This is a genomic window from Ruminococcus turbiniformis, from assembly GCF_020687545.1.
GTDB classification, from domain to species: domain Bacteria; phylum Bacillota; class Clostridia; order Lachnospirales; family Lachnospiraceae; genus Mediterraneibacter; species Mediterraneibacter turbiniformis.
The window spans coordinates 195,290-209,077 of the sequence record NZ_JAJEQX010000002.1 but is presented as its reverse complement, the minus strand read 5'-3'; the positions used below and the strand labels follow the sequence as shown (position 1 = coordinate 209,077).

Genomic DNA, 13,788 nt, shown 5'->3' with positions numbered 1-13,788 from the left:
CTCTGTATTGATTATATCATATATCACTAAATATTACTAGATAATAAAATAAGAAATTTGACAAAAAAAGTACAGGCTTTATGCGGCCTGCAAGTATTTTTCTTATTCTTCAACTGTCAAACTCCCGCATACAGAAATAAAGCCTGCGGATATCAGTATAACACAACTCCCGGGAGGGAAAAAGACCTGTTGACCATTTGGCGGACAGAGGGTATAATAATTCAGATATCAAAAAAGCACAGAGGATGAATAAGACATGATAAAAAGTATGACCGGTTTCGGCAGATGTGAGATCCAGAAGGAATCAAGAAAATTCACGGTTGAGATGAAAAGCGTGAACCACCGCTACCTCGATGTGAATATCCGGATGCCGAAGAAGCTTAATTTCTTTGAGACTGCGATCCGGACGCTTCTGAAGTCCTACGCCAGCAGGGGAAAAGTGGACATCTTCATCAGCTATGAGGACCTCTCCCAGTCCCAGGTCTCGGTGAAATACAACGGGGCTCTGGCAGCAGAGTACCTGAAATATCTCAGGCAGATGTCGGAAGAGTTCGGACTGGATAACGACGTGAAAGTCTCCACGCTCTCCCGGTATCCGGAAGTGTTTTCCATGGAGGAGCAGACCGAGGACGAGGAGGAACTCTGGAACGGACTTAAAGAAGCTCTCACAGGCGCTCTCGATCAGTTCGTGGAGACGAGGACAGCGGAAGGGGAGAATTTAAAGAGCGATATCCTCTCAAAGCTTGACATTTTAAGTGAGCAGATCGTCTTCATCGAGGAGCGTTCCCCGCAGATCGTGGCGGAGTACCGCGCAAAGCTGGAGGAGAAGATGAAGGAACTCTTATCCGACACGCAGATCGAAGAGAGCAGAATCGCTTCCGAGGTCATTCTCTTTGCGGACAAGATCTGCACGGACGAGGAGGTTGTGCGGCTCAAAAGCCATATCCAGCACATGAGAAACACGCTGGAGGAGAGCGAGGGGATCGGCCGCAAGCTTGACTTTATCGCCCAGGAGATGAACCGTGAGGCGAACACGATCCTGTCCAAGGCAAACGACCTGGAAGTCTCAAACCACGCCATCAGCTTAAAGACGGAGATTGAGAAGATCCGGGAACAGATCCAGAACATTGAGTGACGGGAAAAGGGGGAAGAACATGAACGGAAAAGGCATACTGACTGTTGTGTCCGGGTTTTCCGGATCGGGCAAGGGAACACTGATGAAGGAGCTGCTTGCGCGCTATCCCGACGCTTACGCGCTGTCGGTGTCAGCGACCACGCGTCAGCCCCGTCCGGGAGAAGAGGACGGAAGAGAGTACTTCTTTGTCTCGAAGGACGAATTTGAAAAAATGATTGCCAAAGGCGAACTGATAGAGTATGCTAAATACGTGGAAAATTACTATGGTACGCCGAAAAAGTACGTGGAGGAGAAACTTTCGGAAGGAAAAGACGTGATCCTGGAGATTGAGATCCAGGGTGCGCTTAAGGTAAAGGAAGCATTCCCCGACACGCTTCTTCTCTTTGTCACGCCGCCGAGCGCCGCGGAGCTTGAAAAGCGTCTTGTGGGCCGGGGGACAGAGACAATGGATGTGATCCGCTCAAGAATGAACCGGGCATGCGAGGAGGCGGAAGGTATGGACCGTTATGACTACCTGATCGTAAACGACGAGCTCGACCGGTGTGTGGAGGAAATGCACGACATCATCCGCGGAGAACATAAGAGAAGCTTCCGCAATGAAGAATTCATGAAAAATATAAAAGAAGATTTGGAGAGAATGAAAGGAGAAGAGTAAATATGCTGCATCCATCTTATACGGATCTGATGAAAGTAGTCAACAAAGACGTGGAGGAAGGGGAGACAAAAGTAGTCAACAGCCGTTATTCCATCGTCATGGCGACATCCAAGCGGGCGAGACAGCTGATCGGAGGCGACCTTCCGCTTGTGGACGCCAAAGTCGGAGAGAAACCGCTCTCCATTGCCATCGATGAGCTGAATCAGGGAAAACTGAAGATCATGGCAGAGAACACGGACAGCGAGTAAGAACGTCATAGAAAAGACAGGGCAGATGCACATGCGGTATCTGCCTTTTTGTAATGGAGGTATAACAATATGAAGATACTGTTTATCTCACTTGGCTGCGACAAGAATCTTGTGGATACGGAAGTCATGCTCGGACTTCTTGCGTCGCGGGGCTATGAGATGACGGACGATGAGACAGAGGCGGATATTATCGTAATCAACACATGCTGTTTCATCCACGACGCGAAGGAAGAAAGCATCCAGAATATCCTCGAGATGGCGGAATACAGAAAGAGCGGAAGCGCGAAGGCGCTGATCGTCACCGGGTGCCTGGCGGAGAGGTACAGGCAGGAGATCATGGACGAGATCCCGGAGGTGGACGAGGTGCTCGGAACGACCGCCTACGACCGGATTCTGGACGCTGTGGACGAGGCGCTGGCAGGGAGACACGAGGTGATGCTCGCCGATACGGACGCCCTGCCCCTGCCGGATACGAAACGGCTTGTCACGACAGGCGGACATTTCGCCTACTTAAAGATTGCGGAGGGGTGTGACAAGCACTGCACTTACTGTATCATTCCGAAGATCCGCGGAAATTTCCGCAGCGTTCCCATGGAGCGGCTTGTGGCGGAGGCGCGGGAGCTTGCGGACCAGGGGGTAAAGGAGCTGATCCTCGTAGCCCAGGAGACCACCCTCTACGGAATGGATCTGTACGGGAAGAAAGCGCTCCCCGCACTGCTGAAAGAACTCTGTAAGATAAGCGGCCTGCGCTGGATCCGCATCCTCTACTGTTATCCCGAGGAGATCACCGACGAGCTCATTCAGACGATAAAAGAGGAGCCGAAAGTCTGCAGCTATCTGGATCTTCCGATCCAGCACGCGTGCGACCGGATCTTAAAGCGCATGGGAAGAAGGACGTCGAAGGCGGAACTGACAGAGATCATCGGAAAGCTGAGAAAAGAGATTCCGGATATCTGCCTGAGGACAACGCTGATCACCGGATTCCCGGGGGAGACGCAGGAAGAGCACGAGGAGCTCTGCGCCTTTGTGGATGAGATGGAGTTCGACCGGCTGGGCGTGTTCACCTACTCGCCGGAGGAGGGAACGCCGGCGGCGGAGATGCCGGACCAGATCGATGAGGAGACAAAGCTTGACCGCCAGGCGGAGCTGATGGAGCTTCAGCAGGAGATCGCCTTCGACAACGAAGAGAAGATGGTGGGCCGTGAGGTGCTCGTCATGATCGAGGGGAAGGTGGCGGACGAGAACGCATATGTGGGACGGACGTACCGGGATGCCCCGAATGTGGACGGACTGATTTTTATCAATACAGATGAGGAACTTATGTCCGGCGATTTTGCGAGAGTGAAGATCACCGGAGCGTTAGACTATGACCTGATAGGAGAATTATTATGAATCTGCCAAACAAACTGACTGTACTTCGAGTTATCATGGTGCCGTTTTTCGTGTTTTTCATGCTCACGAACGCCGGCGGCGCCGCAAACAAGTGGATCGCTCTTGCCATCTTTGTCGTCGCCAGCCTGACGGATATGCTGGACGGAAAGATCGCGAGAAAATACAACATGGTTACCAACTTCGGAAAATTCATGGACCCGCTGGCGGACAAGCTGCTTGTCTGCTCAGCCATGATCTGTCTGATCCCGTCCGGGAAGCTGAACACTGCCGTTGTCATCATTATCATTGCGCGGGAGTTTATCATCAGCGGTTTCCGGCTTGTGGCGTCGGACAACGGCATCGTTATCGCGGCAAGCTACTGGGGCAAGTTTAAAACCGTCTTCCAGATGGCCATGATCATCGTTCTGATCGCAGACTTCGGCGGTGTGTTTGACCTGATCGGAACCGTTCTTGTGTGGATCGCCGTTGCCCTCACTGTGATCTCTCTTGTGGACTACGTGTGGAAGAACCGCGAGGTGCTCACAAAAGGCGGAATGTAATTCGCAAGCGGGAATGCAGGCGAGGATGCCGGAAGAGGAGGAATGGATTATGGAGAAAAGGGAAAGCCCGGAGGAGCGTCTCGTCAGGCTTCTCGCCGGGAGAAACCTGACAGTGACGACCGCGGAATCGTGTACCGGAGGGCTGATCGCCGCGACGATTGTCAACGCGCCAGGGGCGTCGGATGTGTTAAACGAAGGGTATGTGACTTACTCAAACGAGGCAAAGGAGCGCCTTGTGGGTGTGAAAAAGGAAACGCTGGAACAGTACGGGGCGGTCAGCGAACAGACGGCCCGGGAGATGGCGGAAGGCGCGGCCCGCGCAGCAGGATCTGATGCGGCATTGAGTTCCACCGGAATCGCCGGCCCCGGAGGGGGAACAAAGGAAAAGCCGGTGGGGCTTGTCTATGTAGGATGTTATCTGAACGGGAAGACGGCAGTCAGGGAATGCCGTTTCTCAGGGGACCGCATGGAGAACCGGCTTCACACCGCAGAGACGGCCATCGGGATGCTTCTCGATGCGCTGGAAAACGGCGATGTGAAAAACTTGTCAAAGGAAGATTGACGAATGATGGAAATTATGCGAAAATATTAGCTGTATGGGGGTACTCTCATATTCAGGGAAGAGAGTAACATATACGAAGAAAATCATACATATTGAAAGGAGTTTTAACATGATTTATTCACATGAAGTAGAAATGATGTGTCCGGTGGCTCAGGGCGCGAATCACGGACCGGCTCCAATCCCGGAAGAGGCGAAATGGGTACAGGCGAAGGAGATCAAAGACATTTCCGGTTTCACACACGGCGTAGGCTGGTGTGCGCCTCAGCAGGGAGCATGTAAGCTGACACTGAATGTGAAGGACGGCATCATTCAGGAGGCTCTTGTGGAGACACTCGGATGTTCCGGAATGACGCATTCCGCAGCCATGGCAGCAGAGATCCTGCCGGGAAAAACTATCTTAGAGGCATTAAACACAGACCTTGTCTGTGATGCAATCAATACAGCAATGAGAGAACTCTTCCTTCAGATCGTATACGGAAGAACACAGAGTGCATTTTCCGAGAACGGTCTCGCTATCGGAGCAGGACTTGAAGACCTCGGAAAAGGACTTCGCTCTCAGGTTGGTACAATGTACGGCACTCTTGCAAAAGGTCCTCGTTACCTTGAGATGGCAGAGGGGTATGTAACAGGAATCGCTCTGGATGAGAACGATGAGATCATCGGCTACCAGTTCGTAAACCTCGGCAAATTCACAGATTTCATCAAAGCGGGCGACACACCGAACGATGCATGGGAGAAGGCAAAGGGACAGTATGGCCGCGTTGATGACGCAGTGAAGATTATCGACCCGCGCAAGGAGTAAGTTTCATTTCAGGAAAACAGACGGTTTTCACAGAAACTTTATCCGCGGGGAATCAACACAGGTAAATAAATCAGGAGGATATATAAATGGCTTTATTTGAATCATATGAAAGAAGAATTGATAAAATCAATGAAGTTTTAAACAGCTACGGCATCGCTTCCCTGGAAGAGGCTGAGAAGATCACAAAAGATGCCGGACTGGACGTATACAACCAGATCAAAGGCATTCAGCCGATCTGCTTCGAGAACGCATGCTGGGCTTACATCACAGGCGCTGCAATCGCGATCAAGAAAGGATGCACAAGAGCTGCAGACGCTGCCGCTGCAATCGGAGAGGGACTTCAGGCTTTCTGTATCCCGGGATCCGTTGCTGACCAGCGTAAGGTAGGTCTCGGACACGGAAACCTCGGAAAGATGCTTCTGGAAGAGTCCACAGACTGCTTCTGCTTCCTTGCAGGACACGAGTCATTCGCTGCTGCAGAGGGTGCCATCGGTATCGCTGAGAAGGCAAACAAAGTTCGCCAGAAACCGCTCCGCGTTATCTTAAACGGTCTTGGAAAAGACGCTGCGAAGATCATTTCCAGAATCAACGGATTCACATATGTTCAGACAGAGTATGACTACTTCACAGGAGAGCTCAAAGAGGTTCAGAGAATCGCTTACTCTGACGGACTCCGCTCCAAAGTAAACTGCTACGGCGCAAACGATGTGCGCGAGGGCGTTGCAATCATGTGGAAAGAGGGCGTAGACGTATCCATTACAGGAAACTCCACGAACCCGACACGTTTCCAGCACCCGGTTGCAGGAACATACAAGAAAGAGTGCGTAGAGGCAGGAAAGAAATACTTCTCTGTTGCTTCCGGCGGCGGTACAGGACGTACCCTTCACCCGGACAACATGGCTGCAGGTCCGGCTTCCTACGGTATGACAGATACAATGGGACGTATGCACTCTGACGCTCAGTTTGCAGGATCTTCTTCCGTACCGGCTCACGTTGAGATGATGGGCCTGATCGGAGCTGGAAACAACCCGATGGTTGGTATGACAGTTGCAGTTGCAGTTTCTGTTGAGGAAGCAGCAAAGGCTGGCAGATTCTAGGAACCGGCGCGGCCGGAAAAACTGCGAAAGCAGGATTTGAAAAAACCTATAAAAGCATAAAATAAAATGAGGGCTTCTGACAACAACTGGATTGTCAGAAGCCCTTGTCATATCCTGTTTTTATCCGCTTTTGTTTTTTCCTGCTTTTTTCATCCGGCCTTCTGTCTCCTGTACTGTGTCGGAGTCCGCCCTTTTTTCTGGCGGAACAGCCGGGAGAAGTAAAGCGCATCATCATATCCGACAGAGCGGGCAATGTCGCTGACAGGAAGATCTGTCTCCCTGAGCAGAGCGCATGCGCGCCGGATCCGGTAATCGAGCAGGTACTCCTGGGGAGAACTCCCGGTGATGTCCTTAAAGAGCCGGTAGAGGTAGGTGCGTTCGATATTCAGATGGTCCGCGAGCACCTGTATATTGACGGAGTGCGCGTAATTGCTCTCAATATACCGCAGCGCCTCCTCCACATATCCGATCTTTTTCTCCTTCGGGGGCACCGATTTTCTCGGAAATTTGCTTGCCAGCAGGTAGAGATATTCATAGAGGATGCTGTTCATCATAAGGTCACGGTTCTCGGGAAGGTTGTACGCCTCGAACATTTTCTCGTGGCAGAGGCGGACTCTGTCGTCCTTTCCGTAGTGGAAATACGGAGTCTCCAGCAGGGAAGTGCGCCGGAAATACTCCTCCATCTTGATCCCCTGAAAACCGATCCATGTGTAGGTCCACGGATGGTACCGGTCGGCCTCGTAGTAGATCAGCGTGTTCGGACGGATCAGAAAGGCGTCCCCTTCCGAGAGCTGGTAAATATGGCCGTCCGTCTTATAGATCCCCTTTCCGCTCAAAATATAATGAATGAGATAGCCGCTTCTCACAACAGGGCCGTAACTGTGGGAAGGCTCACACGTCTCATAGCCGCATGTATAAATCATTGCGTCCAGGTTTCTGGAAAAATCATTGGAAAAAATATAATCTTTCATCATTCTTAAAGCCCCCTCCCCGGGAAAGTGCCAACAAAACTGTATGAACAGACAACATTTATCTATATAATATCAAGTATTGCCTGAGCACTCCCTTTGACAAGACGATGAAAGTGGGGGCCGGCGTTGTCGCTGCGAGAAGAGGAGGTCTTTCTTCCACATTTGACGAGCTGAACAAATACTTTACGATCTCCTGAAAAAGAACCGTTCCAACGGACGAATTTTATCCGGTAGTACAATGAAAATACTCTTTACAGAAAGAAATAAAAGTGATATCATGATGATATCAAAAAGAAAAGCTTTCTGTAAGGAGGAATGACTGATGAAGGAAAAAGTACTGGAGCACAGAAAGAACGGGATGCTTGTCCTGATTCTCACATCTCTGCTGTATCTGGCAGCGGTAGCGGGATGTGTGCTGGGAGCGATGAGCATAGGCGAAGGAGGAGGACCGGCGCTTCTGATCGTAAGTATTGTCTGGCTGGCGATCGGCTGGATTCCGTACTGCGGACTCCGGGTGTTAAAGCCCCAGGAGGCGCTTGTTCTTACCCTTTTCGGAAAGTATACGGGCACGCTGAAAAACGAGGGATTCTATTTCGTCAACCCGTTTTCCACAAGCGTGAATCCGGCGGCAAAGACCCGCTTAAACCAGAGCGGCGACGTGAACAACGGCGCGGCGGGAAAGTCGGTGCTGTCTTTTGCACTTGGAAACGGATCTGTCAACATGGCGGACTCGGACACATCCGGGAAAAAGATCTCTCTTAAGATCATGACGCTGAACAACAACAAGCAGAAGATCAACGACTGTCTCGGAAACCCGGTGGAGATCGGCATTGCGGTTATGTGGCGCGTGACAGACACGGCGAAGGCGGTATTCAATGTGGACAATTACAAAGAGTACCTGTCACTTCAGTGCGACACGGCGCTGCGCAATATCGTGAGAATCTATCCCTACGACGTGGCTCCCAATGTGGACACAACCGGAGACGGAATTGCGGATGAGGGCAGTCTGCGCGGCTCCAGCGAAGTGGTGGCGGCAAGAATCCGGGATGAAATCCAGCAGAGAGTCGCCGAGGCCGGACTTGAAGTAATCGAGGCGAGAATCACATACCTGGCCTACGCTCCGGAGATTGCGGCCGTGATGCTCCAGCGGCAGCAGGCATCTGCGATTGTGGACGCCAGAAAGATGATTGTCGACGGCGCGGTCGGCATGGTGGAGATGGCGCTTGACCGGTTAAACGAGAAAAATGTTGTGGAACTCGATGAGGAACGGAAGGCTGCCATGGTATCCAATCTGCTTGTCGTCCTGTGCGGCAACCGGGATGCCCAGCCGATTGTAAATTCGGGAAGCCTGTACTAGACGGAAAAGCGGGACAAAAACAGATGGCTGACCAGAAGAAAAAGCAGATTCCGCTCCGTCTGTCAGCGAAACTCTACGATGCCATAGCAGCCTGGGCAGAGGATGATTTCCGCTCGGTCAACGGACAGATTGAATATCTTCTGACCGAGTGTGTGCGGCAGCGGAAAAAGAACGGAAAATATGTATCCGAGCATCTGGACGAACCGCCGGAGCTCGATATACAGTAGAACACGCCGGCACCGGCGCGGGAAGACCAAAAAGAGAGAAAGAGATGTCTTTTCCGCCCCGGTGCTGTATTATTGTGCCGGCGATGCACAGAAGTCCGGGTTTGCCCGAGACCCTGGTGACTGCCCGCTGCAGACCAGATGAATGCTGTACTATAGCTCAGACGAATAGTCAGGTATATGCCGAAGGTATTAGACAGCCGGAAAAAAAGCCGCTATAATAGAAAAAAGGAGTATGCGGGGCATAAGCCGCGCAGAAGGAAACAAGAAAGAAAAACCGAAAGAAAGAGGGCTGATACGATGATTTACAGAGAATTCCAGGATTTGAAGATTTCCGCTCTCGGAATGGGAGCGATGCGTCTTCCGGTTATTGACGGGGACGATTCCAGAATCGATGTGGAGCTGTCCGAGAAGATGGTTGCGTATGCCATGGAGCATGGAATCAACTACTATGACACGGCATGGGGATACCACAACGGAAACTCAGAGACTGTCATGGGAAATGCTCTGAAGAAATATCCGAGAGAGAGCTATTACCTTACAACAAAATTCCCGGGGTATGATCTCGCCAATATGGACAAAGTGGAAGAGATCTTTGAGAAGCAGCTTGAGAAATGTCAGGTGGACTACTTTGACTTCTATCTGTTCCACAACGTGTGCGAGATGAATATCGACGCGTACCTTGATCCGAAATACGGCATCTACGACTATCTCATGGAGCAGAAGAAAAACGGGAGAATCCGCCATCTCGGATTTTCCGCCCACGGAAATTATGACGTGATTAAGCGTTTCCTTGAGGCATACGGAAAAGACATGGAGTTCTGCCAGCTTCAGCTCAACTATCTGGACTGGACCTTCCAGAACGGCAGAGAGAAAGTGGAACTTCTGAAAGAATACAATATTCCCGTGTGGGTGATGGAACCGCTCCGCGGCGGAAGGCTTGCGTCCCTGTCGGAGGAAGATGCCGCAAAACTTCAGGCGCTGCGGCCTGATGAGAAAGTGCCGGCGTGGGCGTTCCGCTTCCTTCAGACGATTTCGGAAGTGAAGGTTGTGCTCTCCGGCATGTCCGATATGGAACAGATGAAAGAGAATATCCGTACGTTCGAGGAGGACAGGCCGTTAAATGAGGAGGAGATGAAAACGATCCTTTCTATTGCGGACGGCATGCTGGATAAGAAAATCCTGCCGTGTACCGCCTGCCATTACTGCGTAAGCCACTGTCCGAAAGGACTGGACATCCCGTCTCTTTTAAATCTGTACAATGAGCACAGTTTCACCGGCGGCGGATTCATCGCTCCCATGGCGCTTTCTTCCTATGCGGATGACAAGAAACCGGACTCCTGTATCGGATGCAGAAGCTGCGAAGCTGTCTGTCCGCAGCAGATTAAAATATCCGAGGCGATGGCAGACTTTGCAGAGAGGCTTGGTATGTAAGATGAGAACGATGGAATTTACAATCGAGAATACGGAAGCCTTAAAGCCCGGGATGGAAGTGGGAGTGACCGAGGGTGTCCTCCCCACATCTTATTATTACATGATCGAGCATGCGCTCGGCATGAGCGCGAACTTCCGTCAGTCGGAGCGCTTAAAGACGAGAAGAGGCGTGGTGAAGGAGCTAAAGGAAACGCCGCAGTTTCACATTGCTGTTCTTGAATTTGACGAGTGAAAGAAAAGGGGACTGTGCTGACTTGCCTCCTAATAAGAAAACATGAGCAAGTCCAGTAAAATCAATGTTTTCAGAGGCAAGGAACACGATGTGAAGTCAAAAATTTAATACCGGCAGGACAAAGGGTGCTGATATGAAATGTCAGCACCCTTTTCCTGTCCCAAACGCCATAGGTAACACAAACCTGTGGCGTTTTTTTATGCCCTGCCGGGGGCACTCAAAATTGTATGAAAACGGGTGGGAAATCCCCTGATTTTTCGCCTGTGGGCGGCGCAAACGAGGCCGCCCATATCCTTTCCCTCATGGGAGGCCGGGCAGTGATACAGGGGCACAAAACCACCGAAACGAACACTTTTCAAAACCAACGGAAGGAGGTATCCAACATGGCGGTATTCCGCATTGAGAAAACCCGCGATTACACGGTGATGTCCAACCATCACCTGCGGGACAAGTCGCTCTCGCTGAAAGCGAAGGGCCTTTCTCCGTTGCCCGGAGGTCTGCCTTCACCCTGGCGGTGGCGGCCGCCGCCCCGTCGCAACGCTCGGACAGCTCCTCCAAACTTCCAATCCCATGCTCGGTCAGGAAGTTCAGCGTTTCCGCAGCCCGTTTCAAATTCTCGATGGTTGCCCAGTGTTTGTAGCCGGCGCTCTGCTGGGCTTTGAGATTGTTCTGGATGTCGATGAGCAGGCTGGGCTTCCCGGTGCGCTGCTGCGGCTGGCGGGAGGGCCTGGGCCTTCCGGCGATCCGGGCGGTCAGTGCCTCCTCGGCGTAGTCGGCGCCCAGGGTTTTCAATCGGGTGAACCGCTCCTGGCCCGGCGCCCTGGCGGATATGTACTTGCCCCGTTTCAGCTCGTACCCTTCCCACTGGAGGCGGCGGAGCAGGTCCTCCAGGTCGGAGCAGCCGGGCAGGAGCCGGTCGATGGTGGCGCGCAGCTTTGCCTTGTAGCTGGTGCCATTTTGTTCCGCCTGGTGCTCGATGTAACTCTTGCCCTTGTGGAAAGCGTAAAGGGTTATGCAAAGCACGAAGCGCAGACGCTTCAAAACGTGATTTCTGCCCGCAATATGCGCTACACAGATATGACAGAAGAGCAGAAGCTGCAGGCCAATACGGAACTTGCCAGAGGACTTGCCGCCATTCATGTGCTTGCGGAGCAATACCCGGATTTGAAGGCAAACCAAAACTTTCTTGACCTGAACAACCAGCTTCAGAGAACGGAAGAGGATATTGCCAACGCAAGAAAGTATTATAACGCCGTTGTCCGGAATTACAACAATAAAACAGAGATGTTTCCGTCCTCTATTGTGGCAAATATGTTCAAATTCGGTAAGCGCCAGATGTTTGTCATAGAAGATGAGACGGAAAAGGAAGCGGTAAGGGTGCAATTCTGATGAAAAAGTGTAAAGTGATTTTTTCTTTAATTTTATTGCTTGTAATGATGTCGGCAGCGGTTTTTCCGGCGCAGGCTGCAGATCATCCCGAGGAACCTTATTATATCACCGCTTATCATGTGGATATTGATGTGTCCGAGGATAATGTACTCAGCATCAAGGAAGAAATAGACGTCTATTTCAATGAGGCGCGGCACGGTATTTACAGAACTATCCCAACGCGGAACGAGGTCGTGCGGGCCGACGGCTCCACAGCAGTCACACGGGCGAAGGTCCGTGACATTTACTGCAGCGAGGATTATGAAAAGTCCACGCAAAACAGCGACCTCATTTTGCAGATTGGCGATGCTGATACTACCGTTACCGGCGACAAGCATTATACAATCTCCTATGACTATGTGCTTGGGCAGGATGTGGCGGACGGCTATGATGAGTTGTACTTCAACATTATTGGCGACGGCTGGGGTACCTATATCGACTTCGTGAGCTTTACAATCACCATGCCGAAGGAGTTCGACAGCAGCCTGCTGGGCTTTTCAACAGGCGGATACGGGTTTACCGGTTCGGATATCGTAGAATATTACACGGATGGGCTGGAGATTGAAGGCTTCCTCTGGGAGGAACTGGAGCCATATCAGGCCCTGACCGTAAGACTGGAGCTTGAGGAGGGTTATTTCTACTTCAACCAGGTTCTGCATATGTTAAAGCTCAGCACCATGGCGCTTATCCCTCTTGCGTGCCTTATTTTTGTATTTATCATATGGCTCAAATACGGCAGGGAAAAGAAGGTCATTGAGACCGTTGAATTTTATCCGCCCGAGGGCATGAACAGTGCAGACGTAGCGTATTGGTATAAAGGAAAGCTGCCGAAAAAAGATATAGTCGCCCTGCTCATTGAGCTGGCAAACGAGGGCTATATTGCCATTCATGACGGCGACGAGGAGGGGAGCGGTGCGTACCGCATCGAGCGTATAAAGCCGTATCCCCATGATCTTGACGAGGATAAAAAAAGGTTTTTTGAAGGTCTCTTTGAAAGCGGCAAAGACATGGTTACCGGGAGCGATCTCAGGAATAAATTCTATCGCACCCTGAATCAGATATCCTCTAATTACGGTTATTCCGGAGAAAAGGGCCGCATACATTCCCTGACCTCCGCGCGGTGGCAGCTCCTTTGTTGGTTGCTTGTAATTGCCTGCTTTGTTCTTGATGTTGTGATACTTGCCAATATCCTGGGCGGGAACGAGCGGTTTATTCCGTTTGTAATCGGACTGCCGATTCTTGCCGCAGCCTTTTGGCTTGCGCGGTATATCAGCCAGCGCACAGACGAGAGCCACAGGAATCTGGAGAAGATAACAGGGTTCAAGAAGTTTTTGGAAACGGCGGAAAAAGATCGGCTGGAAATGCTTGTTCATGAAGATCCGAAATATTTTTACAACATCCTGCCCTTTGCCTATGTGCTGGATGTGTCGGACAAATGGGTAAATCAGTTTGAAAACATTGCTATTGAACCACCCGAGTGGTACAGCGGACATGATGTATTTACGGCTGCTACCATGTGGCACGCCATGGATCGGACACTGAGCAGTGCGGCCAGCGCCATGACCTCTGCACCGCGGCAGAGCTCGTCTGGCGGCGGGTCCAGCAGCGGTGGCGGTGGCGGCGTTTCCGGCGGCGGATCCGGCGGTGGCGGCGGCGGAAGCTGGTAAAATCCATGCATTTGCATCTGCAAACTTGTTGCATAAAGGGGGAAT

At 51.4% G+C, this 13,788-nt stretch carries 15 protein-coding genes and 2 pseudogenes; 16 read left to right on the top strand and 1 reads right to left on the bottom strand.

Annotation, left to right across the window (positions count from 1 at the left end; all coding sequences use genetic code 11):
- The first annotated feature begins 256 nt into the window (after positions 1-256).
- The 8 genes from LKD70_RS02240 to LKD70_RS02205 all read left to right on the top strand — a co-directional run bounded on the left by LKD70_RS02240 (position 257) and on the right by LKD70_RS02205 (position 6,430).
- Positions 257-1,135 (top strand): YicC/YloC family endoribonuclease, encoded by an 879-nt coding sequence (locus LKD70_RS02240; RefSeq protein WP_227706417.1) that lies wholly within the window; start codon positions 257-259, stop codon positions 1,133-1,135.
- A 19-nt stretch (positions 1,136-1,154) separates the two neighbouring features.
- A complete protein-coding gene (gene gmk, locus LKD70_RS02235; RefSeq protein ID WP_227706416.1) occupies positions 1,155-1,790 on the top strand; it encodes a guanylate kinase in 636 nt (211 codons plus the stop codon).
- A 2-nt stretch (positions 1,791-1,792) separates the two neighbouring features.
- Positions 1,793-2,038, top strand: coding sequence for a DNA-directed RNA polymerase subunit omega (gene rpoZ, locus LKD70_RS02230; RefSeq protein ID WP_227706415.1), 246 nt, complete (start codon positions 1,793-1,795; stop codon positions 2,036-2,038).
- A gap of 69 nt (positions 2,039-2,107) precedes the next feature.
- Positions 2,108-3,430, top strand: a complete 1,323-nt coding sequence (rimO, locus tag LKD70_RS02225; protein ID WP_227706414.1) for a 30S ribosomal protein S12 methylthiotransferase RimO — start codon at positions 2,108-2,110, stop codon at positions 3,428-3,430.
- Positions 3,427-3,969, top strand: a complete 543-nt coding sequence (gene pgsA / locus LKD70_RS02220; protein WP_227706413.1) for a CDP-diacylglycerol--glycerol-3-phosphate 3-phosphatidyltransferase — start codon at positions 3,427-3,429, stop codon at positions 3,967-3,969. Before rimO ends, pgsA begins: the two co-directional genes overlap by 4 nt.
- 49 nt (positions 3,970-4,018) lie before the next feature.
- Entirely contained in the window at positions 4,019-4,531 is a 513-nt protein-coding gene (locus LKD70_RS02215; protein WP_227706412.1) for a CinA family protein, read from the top strand.
- A 109-nt stretch (positions 4,532-4,640) separates the two neighbouring features.
- On the top strand, positions 4,641-5,333 hold the full coding sequence (locus LKD70_RS02210; protein WP_227706411.1) for an iron-sulfur cluster assembly scaffold protein: 693 nt from the start codon (positions 4,641-4,643) through the stop codon (positions 5,331-5,333).
- An 86-nt stretch (positions 5,334-5,419) separates the two neighbouring features.
- Entirely contained in the window at positions 5,420-6,430 is a 1,011-nt protein-coding gene (locus LKD70_RS02205; RefSeq protein ID WP_227706410.1) for a GGGtGRT protein, read from the top strand.
- 149 nt (positions 6,431-6,579) lie between these two features.
- On the opposite strand, the gene LKD70_RS02200 is transcribed toward LKD70_RS02205, so the two are convergent.
- Positions 6,580-7,404 carry an AraC family transcriptional regulator gene (locus tag LKD70_RS02200; protein WP_227706409.1) on the bottom strand — a complete coding sequence of 275 codons (825 nt, stop codon included), beginning with the start codon at positions 7,402-7,404 and terminating at the stop codon, positions 6,580-6,582.
- A gap of 83 nt (positions 7,405-7,487) precedes the next feature.
- Here LKD70_RS02200 and LKD70_RS02195 point away from each other — a divergent pair.
- The 8 genes and pseudogenes from LKD70_RS02195 to LKD70_RS02155 form a co-directional block, all read left to right on the top strand.
- A pseudogene (locus LKD70_RS02195) lies at positions 7,488-7,595 on the top strand (flavodoxin family protein); the annotation flags it as partial.
- Positions 7,596-7,723: 128 nt separating this feature from the next.
- Positions 7,724-8,758, top strand: a complete 1,035-nt coding sequence (locus LKD70_RS02190; RefSeq protein ID WP_227706408.1) for an SPFH domain-containing protein — start codon at positions 7,724-7,726, stop codon at positions 8,756-8,758.
- Positions 8,759-8,781: 23 nt separating this feature from the next.
- Positions 8,782-8,985, top strand: a complete 204-nt coding sequence (locus LKD70_RS02185) for a PTS ascorbate transporter subunit IIC (protein WP_227706407.1) — start codon at positions 8,782-8,784, stop codon at positions 8,983-8,985.
- 297 nt (positions 8,986-9,282) lie between these two features.
- The gene (locus LKD70_RS02180) at positions 9,283-10,416 is read left to right on the top strand and encodes an aldo/keto reductase (protein WP_227706406.1); all 1,134 of its coding nucleotides are present in this window, start codon (positions 9,283-9,285) and stop codon (positions 10,414-10,416) included.
- 10 nt (positions 10,417-10,426) lie between these two features.
- Positions 10,427-10,648: a hypothetical protein gene (locus LKD70_RS02175; protein WP_407690881.1), complete on the top strand. Its 222-nt coding sequence runs from the start codon at positions 10,427-10,429 to the stop codon at positions 10,646-10,648.
- Between the two features lie 383 nt (positions 10,649-11,031).
- Positions 11,032-11,166, top strand: a pseudogene (locus LKD70_RS18680) (helix-turn-helix domain-containing protein); the annotation flags it as partial.
- 112 nt (positions 11,167-11,278) lie between these two features.
- The gene (locus LKD70_RS18935) at positions 11,279-12,037 is read left to right on the top strand and encodes a LemA family protein (protein WP_456115003.1); all 759 of its coding nucleotides are present in this window, start codon (positions 11,279-11,281) and stop codon (positions 12,035-12,037) included.
- Positions 12,037-13,743 carry a DUF2207 domain-containing protein gene (locus LKD70_RS02155; protein ID WP_227706404.1) on the top strand — a complete coding sequence of 569 codons (1,707 nt, stop codon included), beginning with the start codon at positions 12,037-12,039 and terminating at the stop codon, positions 13,741-13,743. Before LKD70_RS18935 ends, LKD70_RS02155 begins: the two co-directional genes overlap by 1 nt.
- Positions 13,744-13,788 lie beyond the last annotated feature (45 nt).